Below are 19,690 nucleotides of genomic sequence, written 5' to 3'. Positions count from 1 at the left end.
ATATGAATCATACACGAAGTACGGAAGAGCACGCAAACTACCAGGTTTTGAGAACGGATACCGCATCGCCCTCGGAAACGATCGGAATGCTGATTTCAGGCTCTTTCACCTGAGGTTTTTCTTCGAGCTCCACTGGAGAATCCTTAAAGTCCATACGGCTCGATCCTTGGAATATGCCGCCGGATTCAATAGAGAGCTCGAGCGCGGAGAGGTTGCCGCGCAACTGTCCGGTCGACTTGATCGTCAATTTTCCCGAAGCGGCCACGTCACCCACGACTTGGCCGGCGACGACAACGTTGCGCGCTTTAATATGGGAACGCGCGATTCCGTTCTCGCCGACCGTAATGTCGCCTGCGCATTCGATATCGCCTACCATCTGTCCTTCGACTCGAATGCCGGCTTCCGATTTTATTTTACCTTCGAAGGAGGTCCCCTCGCCGATTAACGTATCGGTCATATTGAGGTCGATCTTTGCCTTTTTATTTTTGAACATGATTAATTGCTCCTTCTGGTTGCTTTAAGATAAGGTCTTGGGTCTACATGCTCGCCGTTAATCATGACTTCATAGTGGAGGTGAGGACCGGTGCTTCTACCGGTAGAGCCGAGCTCGCCTATAATATCGCCTTTCCTTACTTTCGTTCCTATCCGGGTTAGAATTTTGCTCATATGAGAGTAGTGAGTTCTCAATCCGTTGGCGTGCGAGATAAGCACGTTGTTGCCATGGGAATCGCTGCGTCCCGCATCGATGACGGTTCCGTCCGCCGCCGCGTAAATCGGATCTCCCGTAACGCCGCCGATATCAAGGCCGGCATGATAGGTTGCCCTGTGAGTGAACGGGTCCTTGCGAATCCCGAAAGTGGAGGTTATTCTCCTGGAATCCGTCGGCCATATCGTAGGGGTTACCGCAAGCAGCTTCTGCTGTTTGACTACGGCCACTTTGGTTTGCTCAAGCTCGGGCTTCATGTGCTCGATTTGCTCCGTAAGGGAGAGGAAGTCGTTGCGGGTTCGCTCGATGAGCAAGCCCATTTCCTCGGGAGTTACCGGAAGTTCTTCGCCTCCCGTTCCGCCGTCCATGGAGAACTGCTCGTCCTCGTTCGGGGTATCCGCGGAAGTCGTTTCGCCGTCCGCTTTGGTTTTAACGGAATCTCCGGTTTCGATGCCTACCATTTCCTTGAGTTGCGATTCCAAGCCCTTGATGTCCTGCATCCGTATATTGATTTTCTTGGCTTGCTCGGAGAGGTCGGTCAGGTCGGTTTGAAGCTCATCGATATGCTCGTCTTTATGATCGATGATCTCTTCATAATCGCCCGTAGCGGACGATAATTGCTGCTTGAGCTCCCCGATCTCGCCGGAGTTCCCGCGGTACAACAAGAATGCCGTAATGCTTGCCGCAAGGATAGCTACGGTCATGATCAATCCGATTACGAGAATGACCGCTGATAGTTGAAAACGCATCACCGAGTTGTTCGCATCCGGGATCACCATGAAGGTAAATTTCTTATGTCGCCATTTCATGACTTTCCTCCTGCTTTTTCTACATCGTCATCCCAAATTACTTCGACCTATTTGTCGTATATTCCTTTTTTACTTAAAAAAATAGAAAGAATCAATAGTGGAAAAGGAGGATTTTGTCGCAATAGGGCGAATCCAATATAAAAGTAAACGGATGAGCTTGGAGCCCGGGAGGTTCATAATGATTAAATTAGCAGGAATAGATATCGGAAACGATAGCGTAAAACTAGTGGTGAGCGGTTCGAACGAACCCGTTATTATACCAAACATCGTATCGCCGGGTTATGAGAGACACGTTCTTCAAGAAGAAGACTCCCCTCTGAAGGCGCTCGACGTTATGGTCTACAGCCCTAAGCTGAAGAAGAAGAGCCAACGCTATTTCGTAGGCTTGCTCGCTTCGGAAGATCCGGACAACGCGGAGCTCGAGGAAACCGACAACAAGGCGACAAGCGATCAATCGCTGATCGTGGCATTGACGGCGCTCGCATATGCAAGCGTGACGAGCGTGGCGCATTCACTCCAGCCCGGTCAAACGATCGATCAAGTCGAATACGTGATCGGGACGGGCTTGCCGGTACGCACCTACTCGCGGTTTCATCAATCATTCGAGGAGCGTCTAGTCGGCGAGCACGAAGTGACTTTCTTATCCACGCCGAAGCTTCGCGGCCGCACGGTCCGCGTTAACGTTCGGAGGGCGATCGTCTCCATCGAGGGCGCAGCCGCGTTGTTTCATATGGCGACCCACGAGAATTTGCAGGTTAGGGACGAAGAGCTGTATTACGGATGCATCGGCATTTGCGAGATGGGCGCCTTAACGACGGACTTCCCCGTCGTCAAGCGGATGAGCATCGACAACCAGTTCAGCACGGGCGAGCAATTAGGTCTCGCATCGTATCTGGATTCGATCATTCGCGAAGTCGAAGACCAGTACGGTTATCGATTCCCGAGCCGGACGAAGCTCGTTCAACGTATTCGCAAGCACGAGTTCATCATTCAACGGGTTGGCGAAGGACAAGCCGATATTCGGCCGATCGTGGAAAATTACTTCAACCGCGCCGCGCAGAAGATCGTCGATCTGATTCGCAAGCGTTGGAAGAAGTACCCGGATATTCAATGCTTCTACGTGCTTGGCGGCGGAGCGGCGGCGTTGAAGCCTTACATCTTGGACGCGGCGGAAAACATGAGACTTCGTTTCGTCGAGGACAGCGAGCTGCAGAACGTGTACGGCTACCTCAAGCTGGCTAAAAATAAAACGTCGCAATCCGAAGCGGTATGATGCAGTAATACAAGCAACGAAATAAGGCTGGATTCCAGGTCGCGACCTGGAATCCAGCCTTATTTAGTTATGCAGGGGAATCAAAAATACATTATTCTCATCGAGTTAAAGAACAATAAAGCTAACGATAGCCCAGATTCAAGCGAGTAGCTTCGTTCCGCCGATCCAGGTACCCGAAATTTCGAGGGAAGAATCCAGGAGCAGGAAATCGGCCGCTTTGCCGACCTCGAGCGATCCCGTAACGCCATCCATTCCGAGCTGTCGCGCCGGATTCCCGCTGGCCATGCGGCTCGCGTCTTCCAAGGAGACGCCGACTTCGCGGACTAAGTAGCGGACGGCGCTGATCATCGTAAGCGTGCTTCCCGCAAGGCTGTCCGCTTCTTTCAACCGGGCTACGCCGCAAGACATGCGAACGGGGAGTCCTCCCAGTTCATAGTCTCCGTCGGGCATTCCCGCCGCGGACATCGCGTCGGTGACGAGAATGACGTTACTCGTTCCTTTGGCCCGCGTGATTAGCTTAATGGCGGCAGGATGGACATGATGGCCGTCCGCGATTACTTCCGCCATAATGCGATCGTCCGTCAAGACGGCTCCGACCGTGCCCGGCTCGCGGTGATGCAGAGGCTTCATCGCGTTAAAGGTATGGACGGCATGGCGCAATCCGTGATCCGCGGCCGCGATGATTTGATCGTAAGTCGCATCGGTATGACCGCAGCTCGGAACGATACCGTTAAGAGCTAGCTTGTCGATATATTCAAGCGCGCCTTCGGACTCCGGCGCTAGCGTCTGGATCTTAATGAGACCCGGAAAGCGGGCTACCCACTCGTCCAACCATTCGACGCGCGGCGGAACGATGTATTCCGGATTCTGGGCGCCCTTCCACTTGACGTTAACGAAAGGGCCTTCCAAGTGGACGCCGACGATGCGGGCATAGGGCATCGGTTTGGACTTGTAGATGCTGACGAGTTCCAGTATGCCCGTTAGATCCTCGCGCGATGCTGTTAACGTCGTCGCCAGCAAACTCGTCGTGCCGTGCACCGCATGGAACTTGGCGATGGCTGCGATGCCGTCTTCGTCGGCATCCATGAAGTCATGGCCGGCTCCGCCGTGGACATGGACGTCGACGAACCCGGGGATGACCCAATTGCCATGCGCGTCGATCGTTTCGGCAGGCGAAGAGATGGGGTTATCCTCGGTGCCTATCGAGGTAATGATTCCATCTGTAACGCTTAGCGAGCCCTTATCGATGGTGCCGGTAGGAGTGACGATTTTCGCGTTGACGATACGATACGATCCGTTCGACCCATTGCTCATGCGAGTTCACCCGCGGCCGCCAGATCCAGTAAGACGATCAGGTTCGGATGCGTCTGCAGCAGGGAAGCGGGGCAATCCGTCGTAATCGGGCCTTGCAGCGCACGCTTCACGATGGCGGCTTTGTCCGCGCCTTTCACCACGAGGAGAATTTTTTTGGCTTTGAGAATCGTACCTACGCCCATCGTCAAAGCTTGCTTGGGCACATCGTCGACCGAGTCGAAGAATCTCGCGTTCGCTTCAAGTGTTTCTTCCGCCAGATCTACGACGTGGGTGCCCTTGATCAAGGCATGGGCAGGCTCGTTAAAGCCGATATGACCGTTATGTCCCAGCCCGAGAAGCTGCAGGTCGATTTGACCGGAGAGTTCTATGGATTCGTCATATCTTTGGCACTCGGCGGCAACGTCAGCGGCATTCCCATCCGGGATATGGCATTGCGAAGAGGGCAGGTCGATATGGGCGAACAAATGACCGTTCATATAGGAGTGATAGCTTTCCGGATGATCGATCGGAAGATTTACGTATTCGTCGAGGTTAAAGGTCGTCACGTTGCGGAAGCTGAACATGCCGCGGTCGAATTCGCGCACGATTTCCTTGTAGATGCCGACCGGAGTACCTCCCGTCGCTAAGCCTAGCACTGCTCGCGGCGTAGTCTGAATCTGGCCGATGATGATGTTGGCCGCCGCTTCGTTTAATTTGTCGTCGCTATCGAATGTAAGAATATTCATTTTGTTTTACTCTCCTCCATGCGCGATGTATGTTGTCTGACCGTTTGATAGGATCTTTCCAGACGCGGAACGTAGAGCTCGAAATGCTCGCTGACAAGCCCGATGAACAGAATGTCGACAACATGCAGCTGCGCCATTCGAGAAGCCATGTCGCCTCGCCTCATGCCGACCTCCGAGGAAGAAGTGAAGAGTCGGATGGATGCTGTCTCCGCAAGGGAGTTAGCACCGAAACGGCTGATGGAAAGCGTCGTGGCTCCTTGCTCCGCCGCGCTGCGAAGGGCGTTTATCGTTTCCGGGGTTTCTCCCGAATAGGAGATGCCGACGGCAACGTCTTTAGGTGTTAACGAAGCGGCCGAGGTCAGCTGGAGATGGGGATCGGAGAACGCTGCCGCCGCTTTGCCGATGCGGATTAGCTTATGAAAGAAATCCTGGGCTACGATGCCGGACGTCGCGGATCCGTACAGATCGATGCGGGAAGCATGATGCAACGCGTCGATCGCAAGCCGAAGCTGATTCAAGTCCAGCACTTGGGTCGTGTCCGTCAACGAACGCAGATGGTTCACGGTGATGGCGGATACGATATCGTGCAGCGGGTAGCCGGCAACGATGTCTTGATATCGGTTGGGAGCATTCGTTTGCTGGACGAGCTCGGTAGCTAGCTTCTGTTTGAAGTCCGGAAAATTCTGCGAATGAAACGATTTGCAGAAGCGGGATATCGTCGCCGTGCTGCTACCCGATCGGGCGGCAAGCTCGGTAATCGTCATCTGCACGGCTTGCTGGGGATGCTGGAGTAAAAACTCGGCCAGCGCCCGTTCCTTTAGATGCAGATTGTCCATTTTTTCTTGGATCGCGTTCAGAATGCTCATAGCTAGCTGACATCCTTTGTTTAGAAAATTATTTTCTTATTATTATAGATATAAAGAAAATTATTTTCACGATATACCTTCATTCTACAGCATCGATTTTTAACTTGCAACGGATATAAACAACCTGTCTGCGATAATAGTTTGGCGTCGCCCGAAGTCGCTACGGAAGCTTCTAATCGGTGCAAAATACGGGGGAACCCTAGGGTTCCTACGGAAAGTATGTGCAATTTTATGGGGAGTTTATTATTCAATTGACAGATATTTACTCCCGGACTATATTGAAATAAGTTATTGCAAACGTTTGCAAAAAGGAGAGGAGAACGGTTGCGATGCCCGCTATCTTCCGTTGTGATCGGTTATGAACGACATCAAAATCTCCGTAGCTGAGGGCGGTATCAAGGCTGTCGCCAAGACGCTTAATTTATCGGTCAGCACGGTATCGCGGGCATTGAACGGGGTATACGGCGTGAATCCTGCAACTCGACAACGGGTTCAGGAAACAGCCAAGGCGATGGGGTACGTCCCGCATCTCGGGGCTAAACAGCTAGTAGGCAAAGGCAGCAATATGATAGGGGTGTTCATCCCTCAATTCGAATTCGAGGCTAGCTCGGGGTTCGTGGACATGTTTTCGCCTTTGCAGATGGAATTGCAACGGTACGGCAAGGATGCGCTCTTTTTTTCCGTCCCCTTCTTGAATTATCCGAGCAACCGATTAACCGAATGCATGAGTTCCCGCAGCTTGGAAGGATGCATCGTGTTTCCGGCGTTCTCGGAGTCGCATCCGATCATGCGGGAAGCGTTGGATCTCCAAGTTCCCTGCGTGAATTTCGAGGACGTCGTCGGGCATCATTGCTCCTCGGTCATCTCGGATGACCGCGAAGGCGGCAGGATGGCGGGAGCAAAGCTGTTGAGCGAGGGCCATCGCGTCATCGGCTATTTGAACGGGCCCGCCCATCTCCGGATCTGTAAGGAACGTTATGCCGGGTTTTGCGAAGCGCTAAGGGATTCCGGTATTGAGCACAAGCCATCGTTGGTGGCGCCGGGAGACTTTTCGGGTTCTAGCGGTTCGAGATCGGCGATAGAGTTGGTTAATTCCAATCCGGATATGACGGCGCTATTCTGCGCGAACGACTTGATGGCAATGGGAGCGATCATGGCGTTGACCAAGCATGGCATTTCCGTACCGGGGCAGCTCTCTATCGTGGGATATGACGGAGATATTTTCACCGCGTACACTTCGCCTCCGTTAACAACCGTCAGGCATTCGCGCGAAGCGACCAGCTCCCGGGCGGTTCAGTTGCTCATAGAGTTACTAGAAGGCAATGCGGGAAGAAGGGAAGCGATCTCGCCGGAGCTTGTCGAACGTCAATCGATTGCTAGGCTGGTCGTTTAGAAGAAAGGAGATTACGAGCGAGATGACGGTATCGGGCAATTACTCGATTAGCACGGATGCGGGGGCTGAGACGAAAGAGATCATCCGCGCGAATGGCATTAAACGGGTTTTCGGCAGAGGCTCGGGTGCGGTTACCGTACTGAAAGGGGTGGATATTCACCTCCCCGCGGGCAAGCTGGTTGCCTTCAAAGGCAGATCGGGCTCGGGGAAAACGACGCTGATCAATTTATTAAGCGCATTGGATAGACCGACGGAAGGCACGATCACCTTCGATGGGCGTAATCTGACGACGATGTCCAATAAGGACAGGGATGCGGTTCGTCGCAAGGAGATGGGACTTATTTTTCAGTCGTTTGCCCTTATTCCTCTGATGTCCGCTTACGAGAACGTCGAGTTCGTGCTTAGAATCGCCGGAGTTCCTTCCCACGAACGGAAAGCCGCCGCCATTCAAGCGCTCGATCACGTCGGGCTGAAGCCGCGAATGCATCACCGTCCTTTCGAGATGTCGGGAGGGGAGCAGCAGCGCACGGCCATCGCCCGAGCGATCGCCCATAAGCCTAAACTCATCTTGGCGGACGAACCGACCGCGGAATTGGATAGCAGGACCGGCTTGCACATCATTAAGGTATTCAGAGATTTGGTAGAGCAGAGCGGCATCACGATCGCGCTTACCACGCACGATCCGGCCATAATGGAAATCGTCGACGAAGTTTACGAACTGGAGGATGGACAAATTGTCTCGCACAATTAACAAAGTCGTAGCTCTTGGGATCGCGATTGCGCTCGGTAGCGCGTTGGCGGGGTGTTCGCTGCTTCCTAGAGAAGAAGAAGCGCTGAAGCCGCCGCTCGTGAAGCCGGCGGAAGAAAATTATTCGACCGTAGAAGTGGTGAAAGGCTCCATAGTCAAAGCCATATCGGGAAGCGGCAGCTTCGAATCCATCCATACGGATATTTCCCAATTCACGGGGCAAGGCGGACGCATCGACAAGATTCTAGTTCAATCCGGCGATCAGGTCAAGAAAGGAGACGTGCTCGTGCAGTTAATTCTGGACGGTCTCGATCTCCAATTAAAGGAACAGCAGCTGGCGCTAGAGAAGGCGAAGTACGCTTTCCGCCAAGCCCGCGACGGGGACGAACAAGCGCTGAATATCGCGGGGCTGCAGCTCGAGATCGAACAGATCAAATACGATAGGCTTTCCAAGCAGTTCGATAGCAAGCAGTTGGTCGCCGGCATCGATGGACAGGTGGTGTTCGCGGAATCGCTGGAGGAGGGCGACTTCGTGGAGGCTTATCAGACGCTGGTTATCGTAGCCGATCCGACTCAGCTAAGAATCGCTTTACGCGTGGAAAACCCGACCGAGATTCGGGAAGTGGACGTGGGCGCGAACGCGGATATTTCCGTGAAGGACGAGAAGGTCGTCGGGAAGGTCGTGCAGACGCCGTCCTCTTCTCCGGATACGTTGAACGAAGATTTGGCGGAGAAATACGCGAAGACATTGTACATTCAGCTTCCGAGCATCCCCAAAGGGGCGGAGATCGGTACGGTAGCCGACGTCAAGATCATAACGCAGCAACGGGACGACGTGTTGAAGATACCGCGGAGCGGGTTGCGTTCCTATTTAGGCCGGAATTTCGTGCGGGTTCTGGAAGAAGGCAAGCGTTTGCGGGAGATCGACGTAGAGCCGGGGCTAACGGGATCCACGGAGGTCGAGATCGTTACAGGGCTGACGGAAGGCCAGATCATCGTTCAACAATAGTAACCATCATTCGCATTCCTGGAGTTAGGGAGGCTTCGTCGTGGCCTTATTCGTCATGATTATTCGTAAAATGGTTCAAAATAAATGGCTCGTTTCCAGCATGTTTTTCGGTATATTGATGACCGTTGCGCTCGTTGGGACGATGCCTATTTATTCCGAGGCGATATTGACCCGCATGCTGGTCAAGGATTTGGAAACCTTCCAAACCGATAAGGGAGTATACCCGGGTTCTCATTGGTCGTTGATGGGCTTCTATAACGAAACGAGCGATCGGAAAGCGAAGCTCATAGCCGAAATGGACGATTACATGGCCAATAAGGCCGGTCCGGGCTTTGGCATACCGGTGACGGAGCTCGTGCGGGAACGTCGGACGAAGTCCGTTCTGCTCATCCCCGAAGGCGAAGAGGATTCGAAGAAAAGCAGACTCTCCGCCACGATTCGTTCGTACAATGATTTCGAGCGACATATCGTTCTGGAAGACGGAAGAATGGCGGCTAAGCAACCCGTCGACGGCATCTATGAAGTCATTTTAACGGAACAAGCGTTGGGCAATTTCAAGCTCGTGCTGGATAAGGTCGTTACGCTAAAGGACGACAAGATACTGGGAACCGTGAAAATAAAGCCGGTCGGCATATTCTCGAAGAAGCAGGATGACGATCCGTATTTTCGCAATGCCAGCTTAAGCGACATGAATTCCGTCTTCGTCATGGACGAAGGGATGTTCACGCAAGAATTCATCAAGGGGAACAAGGTACCGGTTACGGCGGGAGGTTGGTTTTTCGTCTTGGACTATACCAAGATGGAGCTATCGAACGTGAATCAATTCCTGACGACAGATTTGGCGATAAGAGCTGAAGTCAAGAAGAAGGTCGTGACTTTCCAGAGCGAATTCAATACGCCGGCGCTGGCGACGATCACGAAGTATTTCGAACGCTCCAAGCAACTGAACAAGCTAATGTGGTCGTTGAACGTTCCCGTATTGATCATGCTTGGCTTCTATATGTTCATGGTATCCAACCTGATCGTCGACCGGCAGAAAAACGAGATCGCCATTTTGCGAAGCAGGGGCGCTTCAAGGTGGCAGATCGTCCTTTCCTTCGCGCTGGAAGGCTTGCTGCTCTGCGGAATCGCTTGGATCGTCGGTCCGTTCATCGGGATGGGACTTACGAAGCTGTTGGGGGCTTCCAACGGATTTCTGGAATTCGTGCAAAGAACCCGCATGGTCGTGCATCTGAACGACAAGGCATTCCTCTACGGAGGAATAGCGGCCGTCGTATCGTTCGTAATGATGCTTATTCCGGTCGTTATGGCGACTCGGGTATCGATCGTCGGTCACAAGCAGCAGCTTGCGCGGATGCAGAAGATGCCGTTCTGGCACAAGGCTTTTCTGGACGTGGCGGCATTGGCCGTATCCATATACGGGTTGTATACGTTTCAGAACCGGTTGAAGGATTTGAAGAGCCTGGGTTTGAACACGGACGATCTGAATATCGACCCCTTGCAGTTCGTTATGCCGGCATTGTTCGTGGTAGGAGCGGGTTTGTTGCTGCTAAGGCTGTATCCATACGTGCTTAAGCTCGTCTATTGGATCGGACGAAGATGGTGGCCGCCGTCCTTATACGCGACGCTGATCCAAGTCGGACGCTCGAACAGTCAGTATCAGTTCCTGATGGTGTTCCTGATCATGACCATCGCGATCGGAGTGTTCAGCGCGGGTGCCGCGCGGACGATCAACACCAATACCGAAGACCGGATCCGGTACGGGAACGGAGCCGACTTCGTGCTCCAGGCTCAGTGGCAGAACGACGCGCCTCCTCCGCCTGCACCGGGAGCGCCGCCCGCGGCATCGGCTACGCCCGTACCTAAGGTCATCCACTATTTGGAGCCTTCGTTCGATCCGTATTTAGAACTCGCAGGAGTGGAATCGGCGGCGAAAGTATTTACTAAAGAGAAGGCCACGTTCCAGTCTGGAGAAAGCCAAGGCACCGCTACGCTAATCGGAATCGACAGCGACGAGTTCGGAAGAACCTCTTGGTTTCCGGATCAGCTGCTCGATTATCCGTTCTACGATTATTTGAATCTTCTCGCGGCGGATTCCCGTGCCGTGCTGATCTCACGAACGCTGGCGGAGCAACGGGGATTGAAGACCGGGGATACCCTTAACGTAGGCTGGGAAAACATTAGCGCCCAAGCATTCGTCATTTTCGGCATCATCGATTACTTTCCGACCTTTAATCCGAATCCGCCGGTAGGCTCGATCGACGCGTCCGAAGAAGACGCCAAAGCCAACGCGCCGATGCTGATCGTAGGCAATTTGAGCCGCATACAGTTCCAGCTAGCGCTCGAGCCTTACGAGGTGTGGGTGAAAATGAAACCCGGAGCCTCCACGCCGGCATTCTACGAAAGCATCGAGAAGTTGGAGCTTCCTCTGACCAACGTCGTGAATACGAAGGAAGAGCTTACGAGGGCGAAGAACGATCCGTTCCTGCTGGCATTGAACGGGATATTGACGCTAGGGTTCATCATTTCCATCGTGGTCAGCTTCGTCGGGTTTTTGCTCTACTGGATATTGTCGCTGAAAGGACGGACGCTGCAGAACGGCATCATGCGAGCGATCGGCTTGTCGCTAAGACAACTGATAGGAATGCTCGCGCTAGAACAGCTACTCACTTCCGGCGTCGCGATTCTGATCGGCGTCATGGTCGGCAATATTGCGAGCAGGCTGTTCGTTCCCAACTTCCAGATCGCCTTCAACCCTAGCAGCCTCGTTCCTCCGTTTAAGGTCATGTTCGAGATGTCGGATTTTATCCGTCTCTATTCAATCGTCTGCATCATGCTGTTACTCGGGCTCGGCATACTGTCTTACATGCTCTCCCGTATCCGCGTTCACCAAGCGCTGAAGCTAGGGGAGGACTAAACGATGATCCATTGCGAAGGTTTGGTCAAAATCTACAAGGCTGCCGATTTGGAAGTTTTCGCTTTGCAGGGATTGGATCTGACGATCGAATCCGGAGAACTGATGGCTATCATCGGCAATAGCGGAAGCGGCAAGTCGACGTTGCTCAATATGCTCGGAGGCTTGGATCGGCCGTCGGCGGGCACGCTCGAGATCGACGGCAAGAACATGCTGAAGATGAACGAGCGCGATCTCGTCCGGTACAAGAGGGAAAGCGTCGGATTCGTCTGGCAGAACAACGCGCGGAACCTGATCCCTTATCTAACCGCACTCGAGAACGTGGAGCTTCCGATATTGCTCAAGGGCAAACGCAAAAGGCTTCGCGCGTTGGAGCTGCTTGAGTCGGTAGGCCTCACGCATAGGAAGAACAACAAGCTTCATCAGCTATCCGGGGGAGAGCAGCAGCGGGTCGCGATCGCGATCGCCCTAGCCAACCATCCGAAGCTGCTATTAGCGGATGAACCAACCGGCTCGGTCGATTCCCGGATGGCCGATCAGATTCTGGATCTGTTCCGCGAGCTTAACCGGACGATCGGAATCACCATCGTTATCGTTACGCACGACCCGTTGCTCGCCAAGAAGGTGGATCGCGTCGTCGCCATACGCGACGGCAAGATTTCTTCGGAAATGCTGCGCCGCAAGTCTTACGCGGAAGAGCTAGCCGAGTTAGAGCGAGGAATCGCGCAGTCGGAGGAAGACTCCCACGTCGAGTACGCGATTCTCGACAAAGCGGGACGGCTGCAGGTGCCGGCGTCGTATTTGGAATCCATCGGCGTGAAGGACTCGAACAAGGTAAAGCTCGAGCTTGTCGAGGGCAAGATCGTCTTGACCTCTCCGGAAGCCGAGGTTTCCCCGGAGGAGGCCTCATAAGAAGCAAGGGTCGCCCGGACATCGAGCCGCGCGGCCCTTTTCGTATCTTGATATTGGATTTCCTGCTATAATCCGTATGTATTTGAACATCCCCAACCGGATGATATGATGAACTTAATGATGGACTTAGCTTAAATGAGAAACGGAGATCATTATTTTGCGAAAAACGGTCATCCTTTTGCTTGGCTTCCTATGCGCGGTCCTTTTTTATTTTACGTTCGCGTCAGCCGACAAAGTGTTTCGTTCCGACTGGGAAATTCCTAGGACATCGACCCAGGCGCAGGCGAAACAATATCGGCTTGTTCTAATCACGCAGGAGCTGGAAACGCCGTTCTGGAACAAGGTCGGAAGCGGCGCTCGCGGTCAGGCGGAGAAGGACGGGGCAAGCCTCGAAGTCTGGGGCAGCTACGACAAAAACCAAGAAGATTTCTTGAAAAAAATCGAAATCGCCATCGATTCCAAAGTCGACGGTATCATCGTTCAGGGGCTGGACACGGAAGAATTCAAAAGCTTGACGAAAATCAAAGCCGCGTTCTACGGCATTCCCATCATAACGGTGGCCAACGACGTGCCCATGGCGGATAGCTTAAGAAGAACTTACGTAGGCTCCGATCAGTTCTTGGCGGGTCGGATGATCGCCAATCAATTGCTGACCGATATGGGACGGGAAGGAACCGTTATCCTTTTGGCGGACAGTCGACGGGAATACTATCAGCAGCAACGGTTAAACGGGATCCAGGACGTTCTGAAAAATTATCCGAACGTTCGGACGGAATACTCGGAAACTCCCGACACGCGGGAAGATGTCGTCGCGACGACTCAGAATCTGATGAACCGGATGCCGGACGTAGATGCTTTTATCGCCGTCAACGCCAATAATGCCGAGGCAATGATCCAGGAAATCGGCAGGCGATCCCGCGTCGAGCCTTACGATATTTATTCGTTCGATGACAGCCACGAAACGTTGGAGCTGCTGAAGCAAGGCAAGCTCGATGGGATGATAGAGCAATCCCCCGAGACGATGGGAAGGATCAGCGTGAGTCTTATGATCGAATGGTTAAGCGGCAAGACGGTTCCCCTTGATACGGAAGGTTATCTCACGGATATCCGGATGCTGAAGGCGACGGACGCGACATGAGTAGCATTCAGCGGAAAATATGGACGTTGGCCGCAGTCGTCTTGTTCATCATGGTAGCGATTTGGACTACGCTTACGTATTACAATCAGAAAACGCAAACCCAGTACAACGATATTTTGCAGCGTTACTTGCGCATGAACGAAGTGACGAACGCGAGCCAGCAGACGATCACGGCGTTGAACAATTATTTGCAATCTCCATCGCAAGCGAATTTGGATTTGCTGGACCGAAGCAAACAACAAATCAGGAAGGCGAGAGTCGAAGTACTGGTCCTGAGAAACTCGGATAACGATTTCGCTTTGACGAATTACATGAACTTGATCGACAGCCTCGTCGAAACGACGGATCGGTCGCTGATGTTCCAATCGGAGAAAGAAACCGAGGATTCGGCGAAAGCTTTCTCGGAGGCAACCCGGATCTCCAAGTACATATCCGACATGACGCTCACTTTGCTCGATACGGAGCTGAAAACTTACGACCGCTTCTATCGCGGCATCATCGAGCAGTCCTCCGAGCTGAATAAGCTAGGGGTGTGGATGCTGCTGCTGATCACGTTATTATTGCTGTTATTTACTTATTGGTTCTCTCTAAGCATTACGAGACCCGTGCTTAAGCTGACGCAGGCGGCCAAGGAATTATCCCGAGGCAGGTTCGACTTGCAAATCGAGGTGGCTTCTAACGACGAAATTTCTTTTCTCGCCAAGATGTTCGATCGCATGCGCATCAATATCAATAACTTGATATCGGAAATCCAACAGAAGGCGCAGCTCGAGAACGAGCTTCAACAGAACAAGCTCTTGCTGCAGGAAAGCCAGCTTCGCAGCCTGCAAAGCCAGATCAATCCGCACTTTCTGTTCAATACGCTCGATACGCTGTCCAAGAAGGCATACTTGGAAGGCTCGGAGGAGACGAGCGATCTGCTCGCGAGCGTCGCGGGCTTGCTCCGGTACAGCTTGAAGCGATTGGATAGGTCCGTTACCTTGTACGATGAAGTCAAGGTGTTGAAGCAATACATGGAAATCCAAAAAGCGCGATTCACCGACCGCTTGGAATTTCACGCGAATATAGACGAGACTTGTTTATATGTCCAGATTCCGGGCCTAACGCTGCAGCCGATCGTTGAGAACGCTGTCATCCATGCGGTCGAGCCCGAGGAGGACGGCGGAGCGATCTGGTTCTCCATTCGTGACGGCGACGATCGAGTGACGATCGAGATCGAAGACGATGGCCCGGGCATGACCGAGCTCAAGATCAAGCAAATCTTGGAGGAGCACGTCGTGGAAACGGAAGGCCATTCGACCGGGATCGGGTTCAGCAACGTCGTCAGGCGGCTTCGCCTTTTCTACGGACGGGAAGACGTGATCGAGATCGAGAGCGGGTCAGGACGCGGCACGAAGGTTATTCTGAAAATACCGAAAACAAGGGGAAACGAGAAGTATGATAAAGCTCCTGATCGTGGATGACGAACAGATCGAGCGGGAAGGCTTGAAAGCCATATTGCTGAAGGGCTTTCCCGAGCTTGTCGTCGAACAGGCGAAGAACGGGAAAATCGCCGTACAGATGGCCGGAGAATTCCTTCCGGATCTGATTTTGATGGATATCAAGATGCCCGGGATGACGGGATTGGAAGCCGTCGAGCGTATCGGCGCGGACTATCCCGACATTAAATTCGTCATGGTCACGGCATACGATACGTTCGATTACGCGCGCAAGGCGATCAAGCTTGGCGTGAAGGACTACTTGCTTAAGCCGAGCAAAGCAAGCGAGATCGTAGCGACGGTCGGCAAAGTATTGAATCAAATCGAGGAAGAGCGCAAGGCGCTCGAGGCGATGAGGCTTCAGCAGGACGCGCTGCAGAAAGTATTGCCGGTCGTCGAGACGGACGTCGTCACGCAGCTGCTGTTCGATCACGTGCACGAAGTTCACCTGGACGAACTGGTCGGTTTGCTCGGAGTAAGGAAGACGAACGAGACGTTCGCGATGATCGTGTTGATGCCTCCCGGCTCGGAAAGCTTGTATTCGGCGGTTACGGAAAAGTTCAGACGAACGGGAAGCGGCTGGGTAGGCGCGCTATACGGCCGTCAAATTCCGGTGATCGCGTTCCGCGAGCCGGACAAATCCTACCGGTCCCAAGCCACTTCCATCGCCCGCGAGTTATTATCCGTTCCCGGATCTGTTCCAGGTTCGGGTTGGTTCGTCGGAATCGGGAAGCCTTACGGTTCTCTGGATCAAATCCGACAGTCTTACCAGGAGGCGCTCATCGCGTCCATGGATCCGTCGCTTCCGGTTAAATACCGATTTTACGAGGATACGCCCGTGCTCGGCGTCGCTAGGGACGGATATCCGATCAAACAGCTGGAAAAACAGTTTTTCGATCAAATCCGACTGGGGCAGTGGGAGCAGGTACGTACGAATATCATGGATTTCATTCGGCGTTACGAGAACGAAGGCGCCGATCTTATGCAAGCGCAGCAACGGATGCTGGAACTGCTGTGGATCGCTTCGCGCGTATTGATCGAGATGGGCGTCGAGAGGGATACTCCCTTGTATTCGTTCCAAGCGCAGGATTACCGGCAATTACGCGCCGAATCGGGTTATTTGCTCGACAAGATGCAACAGTCGTACTCGGAGTATTACGACCGGCTTGCGCCGGATACGATTCACCGGATCAAGCAATATATCGTCGAGCACTCCCAGGAGGATATTTCGCTTGACGCGATCGGGAAGCGGGTCGGCTTAAGTCCGTTCTATATCAGCAAAATGTTCAAGGAGCAGCTTGGCGTCAACTATATCGATTTTCTGACAGAATGCCGCATCGAGAAGGCGAAGAAGCTGATGGCGGATCCGGACAAAAGCCTGAAGGAAATTACGTTCGAGGTCGGCTATCGCGATCCGAATTATTTCAGCAAAGTATTCAAAAAAACGTGCGATGTCTCGCCGACGGAGTACCGAAAAACGCTGCTCGGGAAAAGGGAGCGAATCGAATGAAACAGGGCTTTGTGTTGGCCAGGTTGACCGTGCTCGCGCTAGCGTTGATATGCGTTGTCTCGGCTTGCGACGGAAAAGGAGCCCGTAACGGCGGAAATGCCTCGGAACCGCCGATGCCTTCGAAGACTTCGTCCGGGGAGAAGGCCGGCGGCGGCAGCGCATCCCTCGGGGGCAAGATCAAGATCGGTTTCTCCATGGATACGCTTCAGGAGGAGCGGTGGCAGAAAGACAGAGACCTATTCAGAGCGGCGGCGGAAGCGTTGGGCGCGGAAGTGGAAGTCATGGAGGCAAACGGAGACGACGCGAAGCAAATTTCGCAAGTCGAAACATTGATCAGCCAAGGCGTCGACATCCTCGTCATCGTTCCCCATAACGCCGAGGCGATCGCGGCGATCGTCAAGAAGGCACACTCGGCAGGCATTAAGGTTCTCGCATACGATCGCTTGATCAAGAACGCCGATATCGATTTGTACGTTTCCTTCGACAACGAGAAGGTAGGGGAGCTGCAAGCGAAAGCGATCACGAGCTTGGTGCCGGTTGGCAAGTTTGTGTATATCGGAGGAGCGGATACGGATAATAACGCCCATCTATTCAAAAAAGGCGTATTCAATGTGCTTCAGCCGTTGATCGACAGGGGGGATATCACGGTCGTATACGACCAATGGACCAAAGACTGGGTCCCCGCCAACGCGCTGGCTAACATGGAAGCGGCGCTCGAAGCCAACGACAACCGGATCGATGCGGTCGTAGCCGCGAACGACGGAACGGCGGGCGGCGTTATCCAAGCCTTGTCGGCGCAGGGACTCGCGGGCCGGATACCGGTCGCCGGGCAGGACGCGGAGCTTGCGGCGGCGCAACGGATCGTCGAAGGCACGCAGACGATGACCGTCTATAAACCGATCAAGGCGTTGGCCGAGAAAGCGGCGGAGCTTGCGGTGAAGCTTGCGAAGGGCGAGAGTCCGGGGGCGGTACGGAAGGTGAACAACGGGAAAATCGAGGTTCCTTCGGTCCTGCTCTCGCCGATCGCCGTCGACAAGCACAACATCGCCGAGACGATCATCGCCGACGGCTTTCACTCCAGGGCGGACGTATATAAGAATGTCCTGAATAAATAAGGTGATGAGGAACAGGCCAACCGGGCTCAACCCGGTTGGCCTGTTTGTTTGCGACTGCAAATATCGAGAACCCACAGCGATAGGGCTACGGACTACGGTGAGAAGCGCAAATTCGCCAGCAGCGACGAGAATTACCCGGTTTGAACGAGTAACTCCGAGCAAATCGCCAGCTTTGGGGAGAATTACCCGATTTGAACGAGTAACTCCGAGTAAATCGCCAACTTTGGAGAATTACCCGGTTTGAACGAGTAACTCCGAGCAAATCGTCAGCTGAGGAGGGAATTACCCGGTTTGGACGAGTAACTCCGAGCAAATCGTCAGCTGAGGAGGGAATTACCCGGTTTGGATGAGTAACTTCGAGCAAATCGCCAACTGTAGCGGGAATTACCCGGTTTGAACGAGTAACTCCGAGCAAATCGCCAACTTTGGGGAGAATTACCCGGTTTGAACGAGTAACCGTAAATCGCCAACTGTAGCGGGAATTACCCGGTTTAAGCAAGCAAGACACGGAGCTACGTACTCGATATTTTCGAACCAATAACTCCCCAAGTGTAAAAAAGTCTAGACGCTCGTAAAAGAGTGCTACAATATAGCGCTTTCATAACGCATGTCCGGTGATATAGTTGGATTTGTCATCACCCGAAACATATTTGAGAGGGGTAAATAAAAAATGAAAAAAGGCCTTAAATCAATGTCGCTACTACTCGTTATCATGATGTTCGCGATGTTCGCGGCGGCATGCAGCAAAGACGGCGGCAGCAGCAGCGAAGTCAGCATCGGTATCGTATTGCCGACCAAGGACGAGGAGAGATGGGTACAGGACGAGCAAAGATTCAAAGACGTATTGGACGGCTCGAAATATACGACCGAGATTTTGTTCAGCCAAGGCTCTTCCGCCAAAGAAAAAGAAAACGTAGAAACGTTGATCAACAAAGGCATTGACGTCCTTATCATCTGTCCTTTTGACGGCAGTGCTGCCGGAGCAGCGGTAGAGAAAGCGAAAGATGAAGGGATTACAGTCATTTCCTACGACCGTCTGATTACGAATACCAAAGCCGTCGATTATTACGTCACGTTCGATAGCGTTGCCGTAGGCGCAGCGCAAGCGCAATACTTGGTCGACAATGCAAAAGGATCCGGCGAACCGTTGTACCTCTATGCCGGCGCAGCTACCGATAATAACGCATTCTTGTTCTTCCAAGGCGCTTGGAGCGTGCTTCAGCCTAAAATCCTCGACGGCTCGTTCAAAATCGCTAATTCCAGCGAAGCCGAAGCCGTGAAAGACTCGAAAGAGTTGTCCCGCGACCAAATGAGTAAAATCATCGGTCAAGTCACCACGAACTGGGATCCCAACGAAGCGAAAAACAAAGCTCAAACGCATTTGACCGCGGCAGCGGCGGACATGAAAGGCGACGTTGCAGTCTTGGCGCCGAATGACGGAACCGCACGTTCGATCGCCGACGTATTCGCAACCGACACAGCAGTAACTAGCTTCGCGGTTACGGGCCAAGACGCGGATAAATCTTCCATTCAATACATCATCGACGGCAAACAATCGATGACGGTGTTCAAAGACGTGCGTACACTCGTCAAAGACGCGATGGGCATGGCGGTCACTATTCTCGATGGCAATACGCCGGAAACGACCGGCGAATACGACAATGGCGAGATCAAAGTCAAAGCAAAACAAACGGACGTTATCGTCGTGGACAAAGCAAACGTGAAAAAAGAGATGGTAGACTCCGCTTATTATGCGGCAAGCGATTTCACGGGCCTCTAA

Annotated in this window: 16 protein-coding genes; 11 read left to right on the top strand and 5 right to left on the bottom strand. The window is 53.1% G+C overall.

Features of this window, described 5'->3' with window-relative positions; translation table 11 throughout:
- Positions 1-37: 37 nt before the first annotated feature.
- Positions 38-493, bottom strand: a complete 456-nt coding sequence (locus tag DFP95_RS19290) for a bactofilin family protein (RefSeq protein WP_115994321.1) — start codon at positions 491-493, stop codon at positions 38-40.
- Between the two features lie 2 nt (positions 494-495).
- A complete protein-coding gene (locus tag DFP95_RS19285; RefSeq protein ID WP_115994320.1) occupies positions 496-1,515 on the bottom strand; it encodes a M23 family metallopeptidase in 1,020 nt (339 codons plus the stop codon).
- A gap of 178 nt (positions 1,516-1,693) precedes the next feature.
- Between DFP95_RS19285 and DFP95_RS19280 the strand changes: the two genes are divergently transcribed.
- Positions 1,694-2,788 (top strand): ParM/StbA family protein, encoded by a 1,095-nt coding sequence (locus DFP95_RS19280; protein WP_115994319.1) that lies wholly within the window; start codon positions 1,694-1,696, stop codon positions 2,786-2,788.
- Positions 2,789-2,926: 138 nt separating this feature from the next.
- On the opposite strand, the gene nagA is transcribed toward DFP95_RS19280, so the two are convergent.
- Genes nagA through DFP95_RS19265 form a run of 3 tightly spaced genes read right to left on the bottom strand, consistent with a single transcriptional unit; the run spans position 2,927 to position 5,693 of the window.
- Positions 2,927-4,102 carry an N-acetylglucosamine-6-phosphate deacetylase gene (gene nagA, locus DFP95_RS19275; RefSeq protein ID WP_115994318.1) on the bottom strand — a complete coding sequence of 392 codons (1,176 nt, stop codon included), beginning with the start codon at positions 4,100-4,102 and terminating at the stop codon, positions 2,927-2,929.
- Positions 4,099-4,827 carry a glucosamine-6-phosphate deaminase gene (gene nagB, locus DFP95_RS19270; protein WP_115994317.1) on the bottom strand — a complete coding sequence of 243 codons (729 nt, stop codon included), beginning with the start codon at positions 4,825-4,827 and terminating at the stop codon, positions 4,099-4,101. The genes nagA and nagB overlap by 4 nt, the downstream gene beginning before the upstream one ends.
- Complete coding sequence (locus tag DFP95_RS19265; RefSeq protein ID WP_115994316.1) at positions 4,824-5,693, bottom strand: MurR/RpiR family transcriptional regulator; 870 nt, start codon at positions 5,691-5,693, stop codon at positions 4,824-4,826. The genes nagB and DFP95_RS19265 overlap by 4 nt, the downstream gene beginning before the upstream one ends.
- A 358-nt stretch (positions 5,694-6,051) precedes the next feature.
- Between DFP95_RS19265 and DFP95_RS19260 the strand changes: the two genes are divergently transcribed.
- The 10 genes from DFP95_RS19260 (at position 6,052) to DFP95_RS19215 (ending at position 19,690) form a co-directional block, all read left to right on the top strand.
- A complete protein-coding gene (locus DFP95_RS19260) occupies positions 6,052-7,086 on the top strand; it encodes a LacI family DNA-binding transcriptional regulator (RefSeq protein ID WP_115994315.1) in 1,035 nt (344 codons plus the stop codon).
- A 22-nt stretch (positions 7,087-7,108) separates the two neighbouring features.
- The gene (locus tag DFP95_RS19255; protein WP_115994314.1) at positions 7,109-7,837 is read left to right on the top strand and encodes an ABC transporter ATP-binding protein; all 729 of its coding nucleotides are present in this window, start codon (positions 7,109-7,111) and stop codon (positions 7,835-7,837) included.
- Complete coding sequence (locus DFP95_RS19250; RefSeq protein ID WP_181907518.1) at positions 7,821-8,843, top strand: efflux RND transporter periplasmic adaptor subunit; 1,023 nt, start codon at positions 7,821-7,823, stop codon at positions 8,841-8,843. The genes DFP95_RS19255 and DFP95_RS19250 overlap by 17 nt, the downstream gene beginning before the upstream one ends.
- Positions 8,844-8,883: 40 nt before the next feature.
- A complete protein-coding gene (locus DFP95_RS19245; protein ID WP_115994312.1) occupies positions 8,884-11,760 on the top strand; it encodes an ABC transporter permease in 2,877 nt (958 codons plus the stop codon).
- A gap of 3 nt (positions 11,761-11,763) precedes the next feature.
- Entirely contained in the window at positions 11,764-12,669 is a 906-nt protein-coding gene (locus DFP95_RS19240; protein WP_115994311.1) for an ABC transporter ATP-binding protein, read from the top strand.
- A 157-nt stretch (positions 12,670-12,826) separates the two neighbouring features.
- Positions 12,827-13,807: a sugar ABC transporter substrate-binding protein gene (locus DFP95_RS19235; protein WP_115994310.1), complete on the top strand. Its 981-nt coding sequence runs from the start codon at positions 12,827-12,829 to the stop codon at positions 13,805-13,807.
- Positions 13,804-15,270, top strand: coding sequence for a sensor histidine kinase (locus DFP95_RS19230; protein WP_115994309.1), 1,467 nt, complete (start codon positions 13,804-13,806; stop codon positions 15,268-15,270). The genes DFP95_RS19235 and DFP95_RS19230 overlap by 4 nt, the downstream gene beginning before the upstream one ends.
- On the top strand, positions 15,245-16,795 hold the full coding sequence (locus DFP95_RS19225; RefSeq protein WP_115994308.1) for a response regulator: 1,551 nt from the start codon (positions 15,245-15,247) through the stop codon (positions 16,793-16,795). Before DFP95_RS19230 ends, DFP95_RS19225 begins: the two co-directional genes overlap by 26 nt.
- Complete coding sequence (gene xylF, locus DFP95_RS19220) at positions 16,792-17,910, top strand: D-xylose ABC transporter substrate-binding protein (RefSeq protein ID WP_115994307.1); 1,119 nt, start codon at positions 16,792-16,794, stop codon at positions 17,908-17,910. The genes DFP95_RS19225 and xylF overlap by 4 nt, the downstream gene beginning before the upstream one ends.
- A 670-nt stretch (positions 17,911-18,580) precedes the next feature.
- Positions 18,581-19,690: a sugar ABC transporter substrate-binding protein gene (locus tag DFP95_RS19215; RefSeq protein ID WP_115994306.1), complete on the top strand. Its 1,110-nt coding sequence runs from the start codon at positions 18,581-18,583 to the stop codon at positions 19,688-19,690.

This window comes from Cohnella lupini, assembly GCF_003386205.1.
In the GTDB taxonomy this organism is placed as follows: domain Bacteria; phylum Bacillota; class Bacilli; order Paenibacillales; family Paenibacillaceae; genus Cohnella; species Cohnella lupini.
This window is presented reverse-complemented; position numbering and strand designations above follow the sequence as displayed.

Excerpts from the sequence above, each read along its gene's own strand:
- DFP95_RS19290 (WP_115994321.1), bottom strand. The coding sequence starts at position 493 with ATGTTCAAAAATAAAAAGGCAAAGATCGACCTCAATATGACCGATACG.
- DFP95_RS19285 (WP_115994320.1), bottom strand. The coding sequence starts at position 1,515 with ATGAAATGGCGACATAAGAAATTTACCTTCATGGTGATCCCGGATGCG.
- DFP95_RS19280 (WP_115994319.1), top strand. The coding sequence starts at position 1,694 with ATGATTAAATTAGCAGGAATAGATATCGGAAACGATAGCGTAAAACTA.
- nagA (WP_115994318.1), bottom strand. The coding sequence starts at position 4,102 with ATGAGCAATGGGTCGAACGGATCGTATCGTATCGTCAACGCGAAAATC.
- nagB (WP_115994317.1), bottom strand. The coding sequence starts at position 4,827 with ATGAATATTCTTACATTCGATAGCGACGACAAATTAAACGAAGCGGCG.
- DFP95_RS19265 (WP_115994316.1), bottom strand. The coding sequence starts at position 5,693 with ATGAGCATTCTGAACGCGATCCAAGAAAAAATGGACAATCTGCATCTA.
- DFP95_RS19260 (WP_115994315.1), top strand. The coding sequence starts at position 6,052 with ATGAACGACATCAAAATCTCCGTAGCTGAGGGCGGTATCAAGGCTGTC.
- DFP95_RS19255 (WP_115994314.1), top strand. The coding sequence starts at position 7,109 with ATGACGGTATCGGGCAATTACTCGATTAGCACGGATGCGGGGGCTGAG.
- DFP95_RS19240 (WP_115994311.1), top strand. The coding sequence starts at position 11,764 with ATGATCCATTGCGAAGGTTTGGTCAAAATCTACAAGGCTGCCGATTTG.
- DFP95_RS19230 (WP_115994309.1), top strand. The coding sequence starts at position 13,804 with ATGAGTAGCATTCAGCGGAAAATATGGACGTTGGCCGCAGTCGTCTTG.
- DFP95_RS19225 (WP_115994308.1), top strand. The coding sequence starts at position 15,245 with ATGATAAAGCTCCTGATCGTGGATGACGAACAGATCGAGCGGGAAGGC.
- xylF (WP_115994307.1), top strand. The coding sequence starts at position 16,792 with ATGAAACAGGGCTTTGTGTTGGCCAGGTTGACCGTGCTCGCGCTAGCG.
- DFP95_RS19215 (WP_115994306.1), top strand. The coding sequence starts at position 18,581 with ATGAAAAAAGGCCTTAAATCAATGTCGCTACTACTCGTTATCATGATG.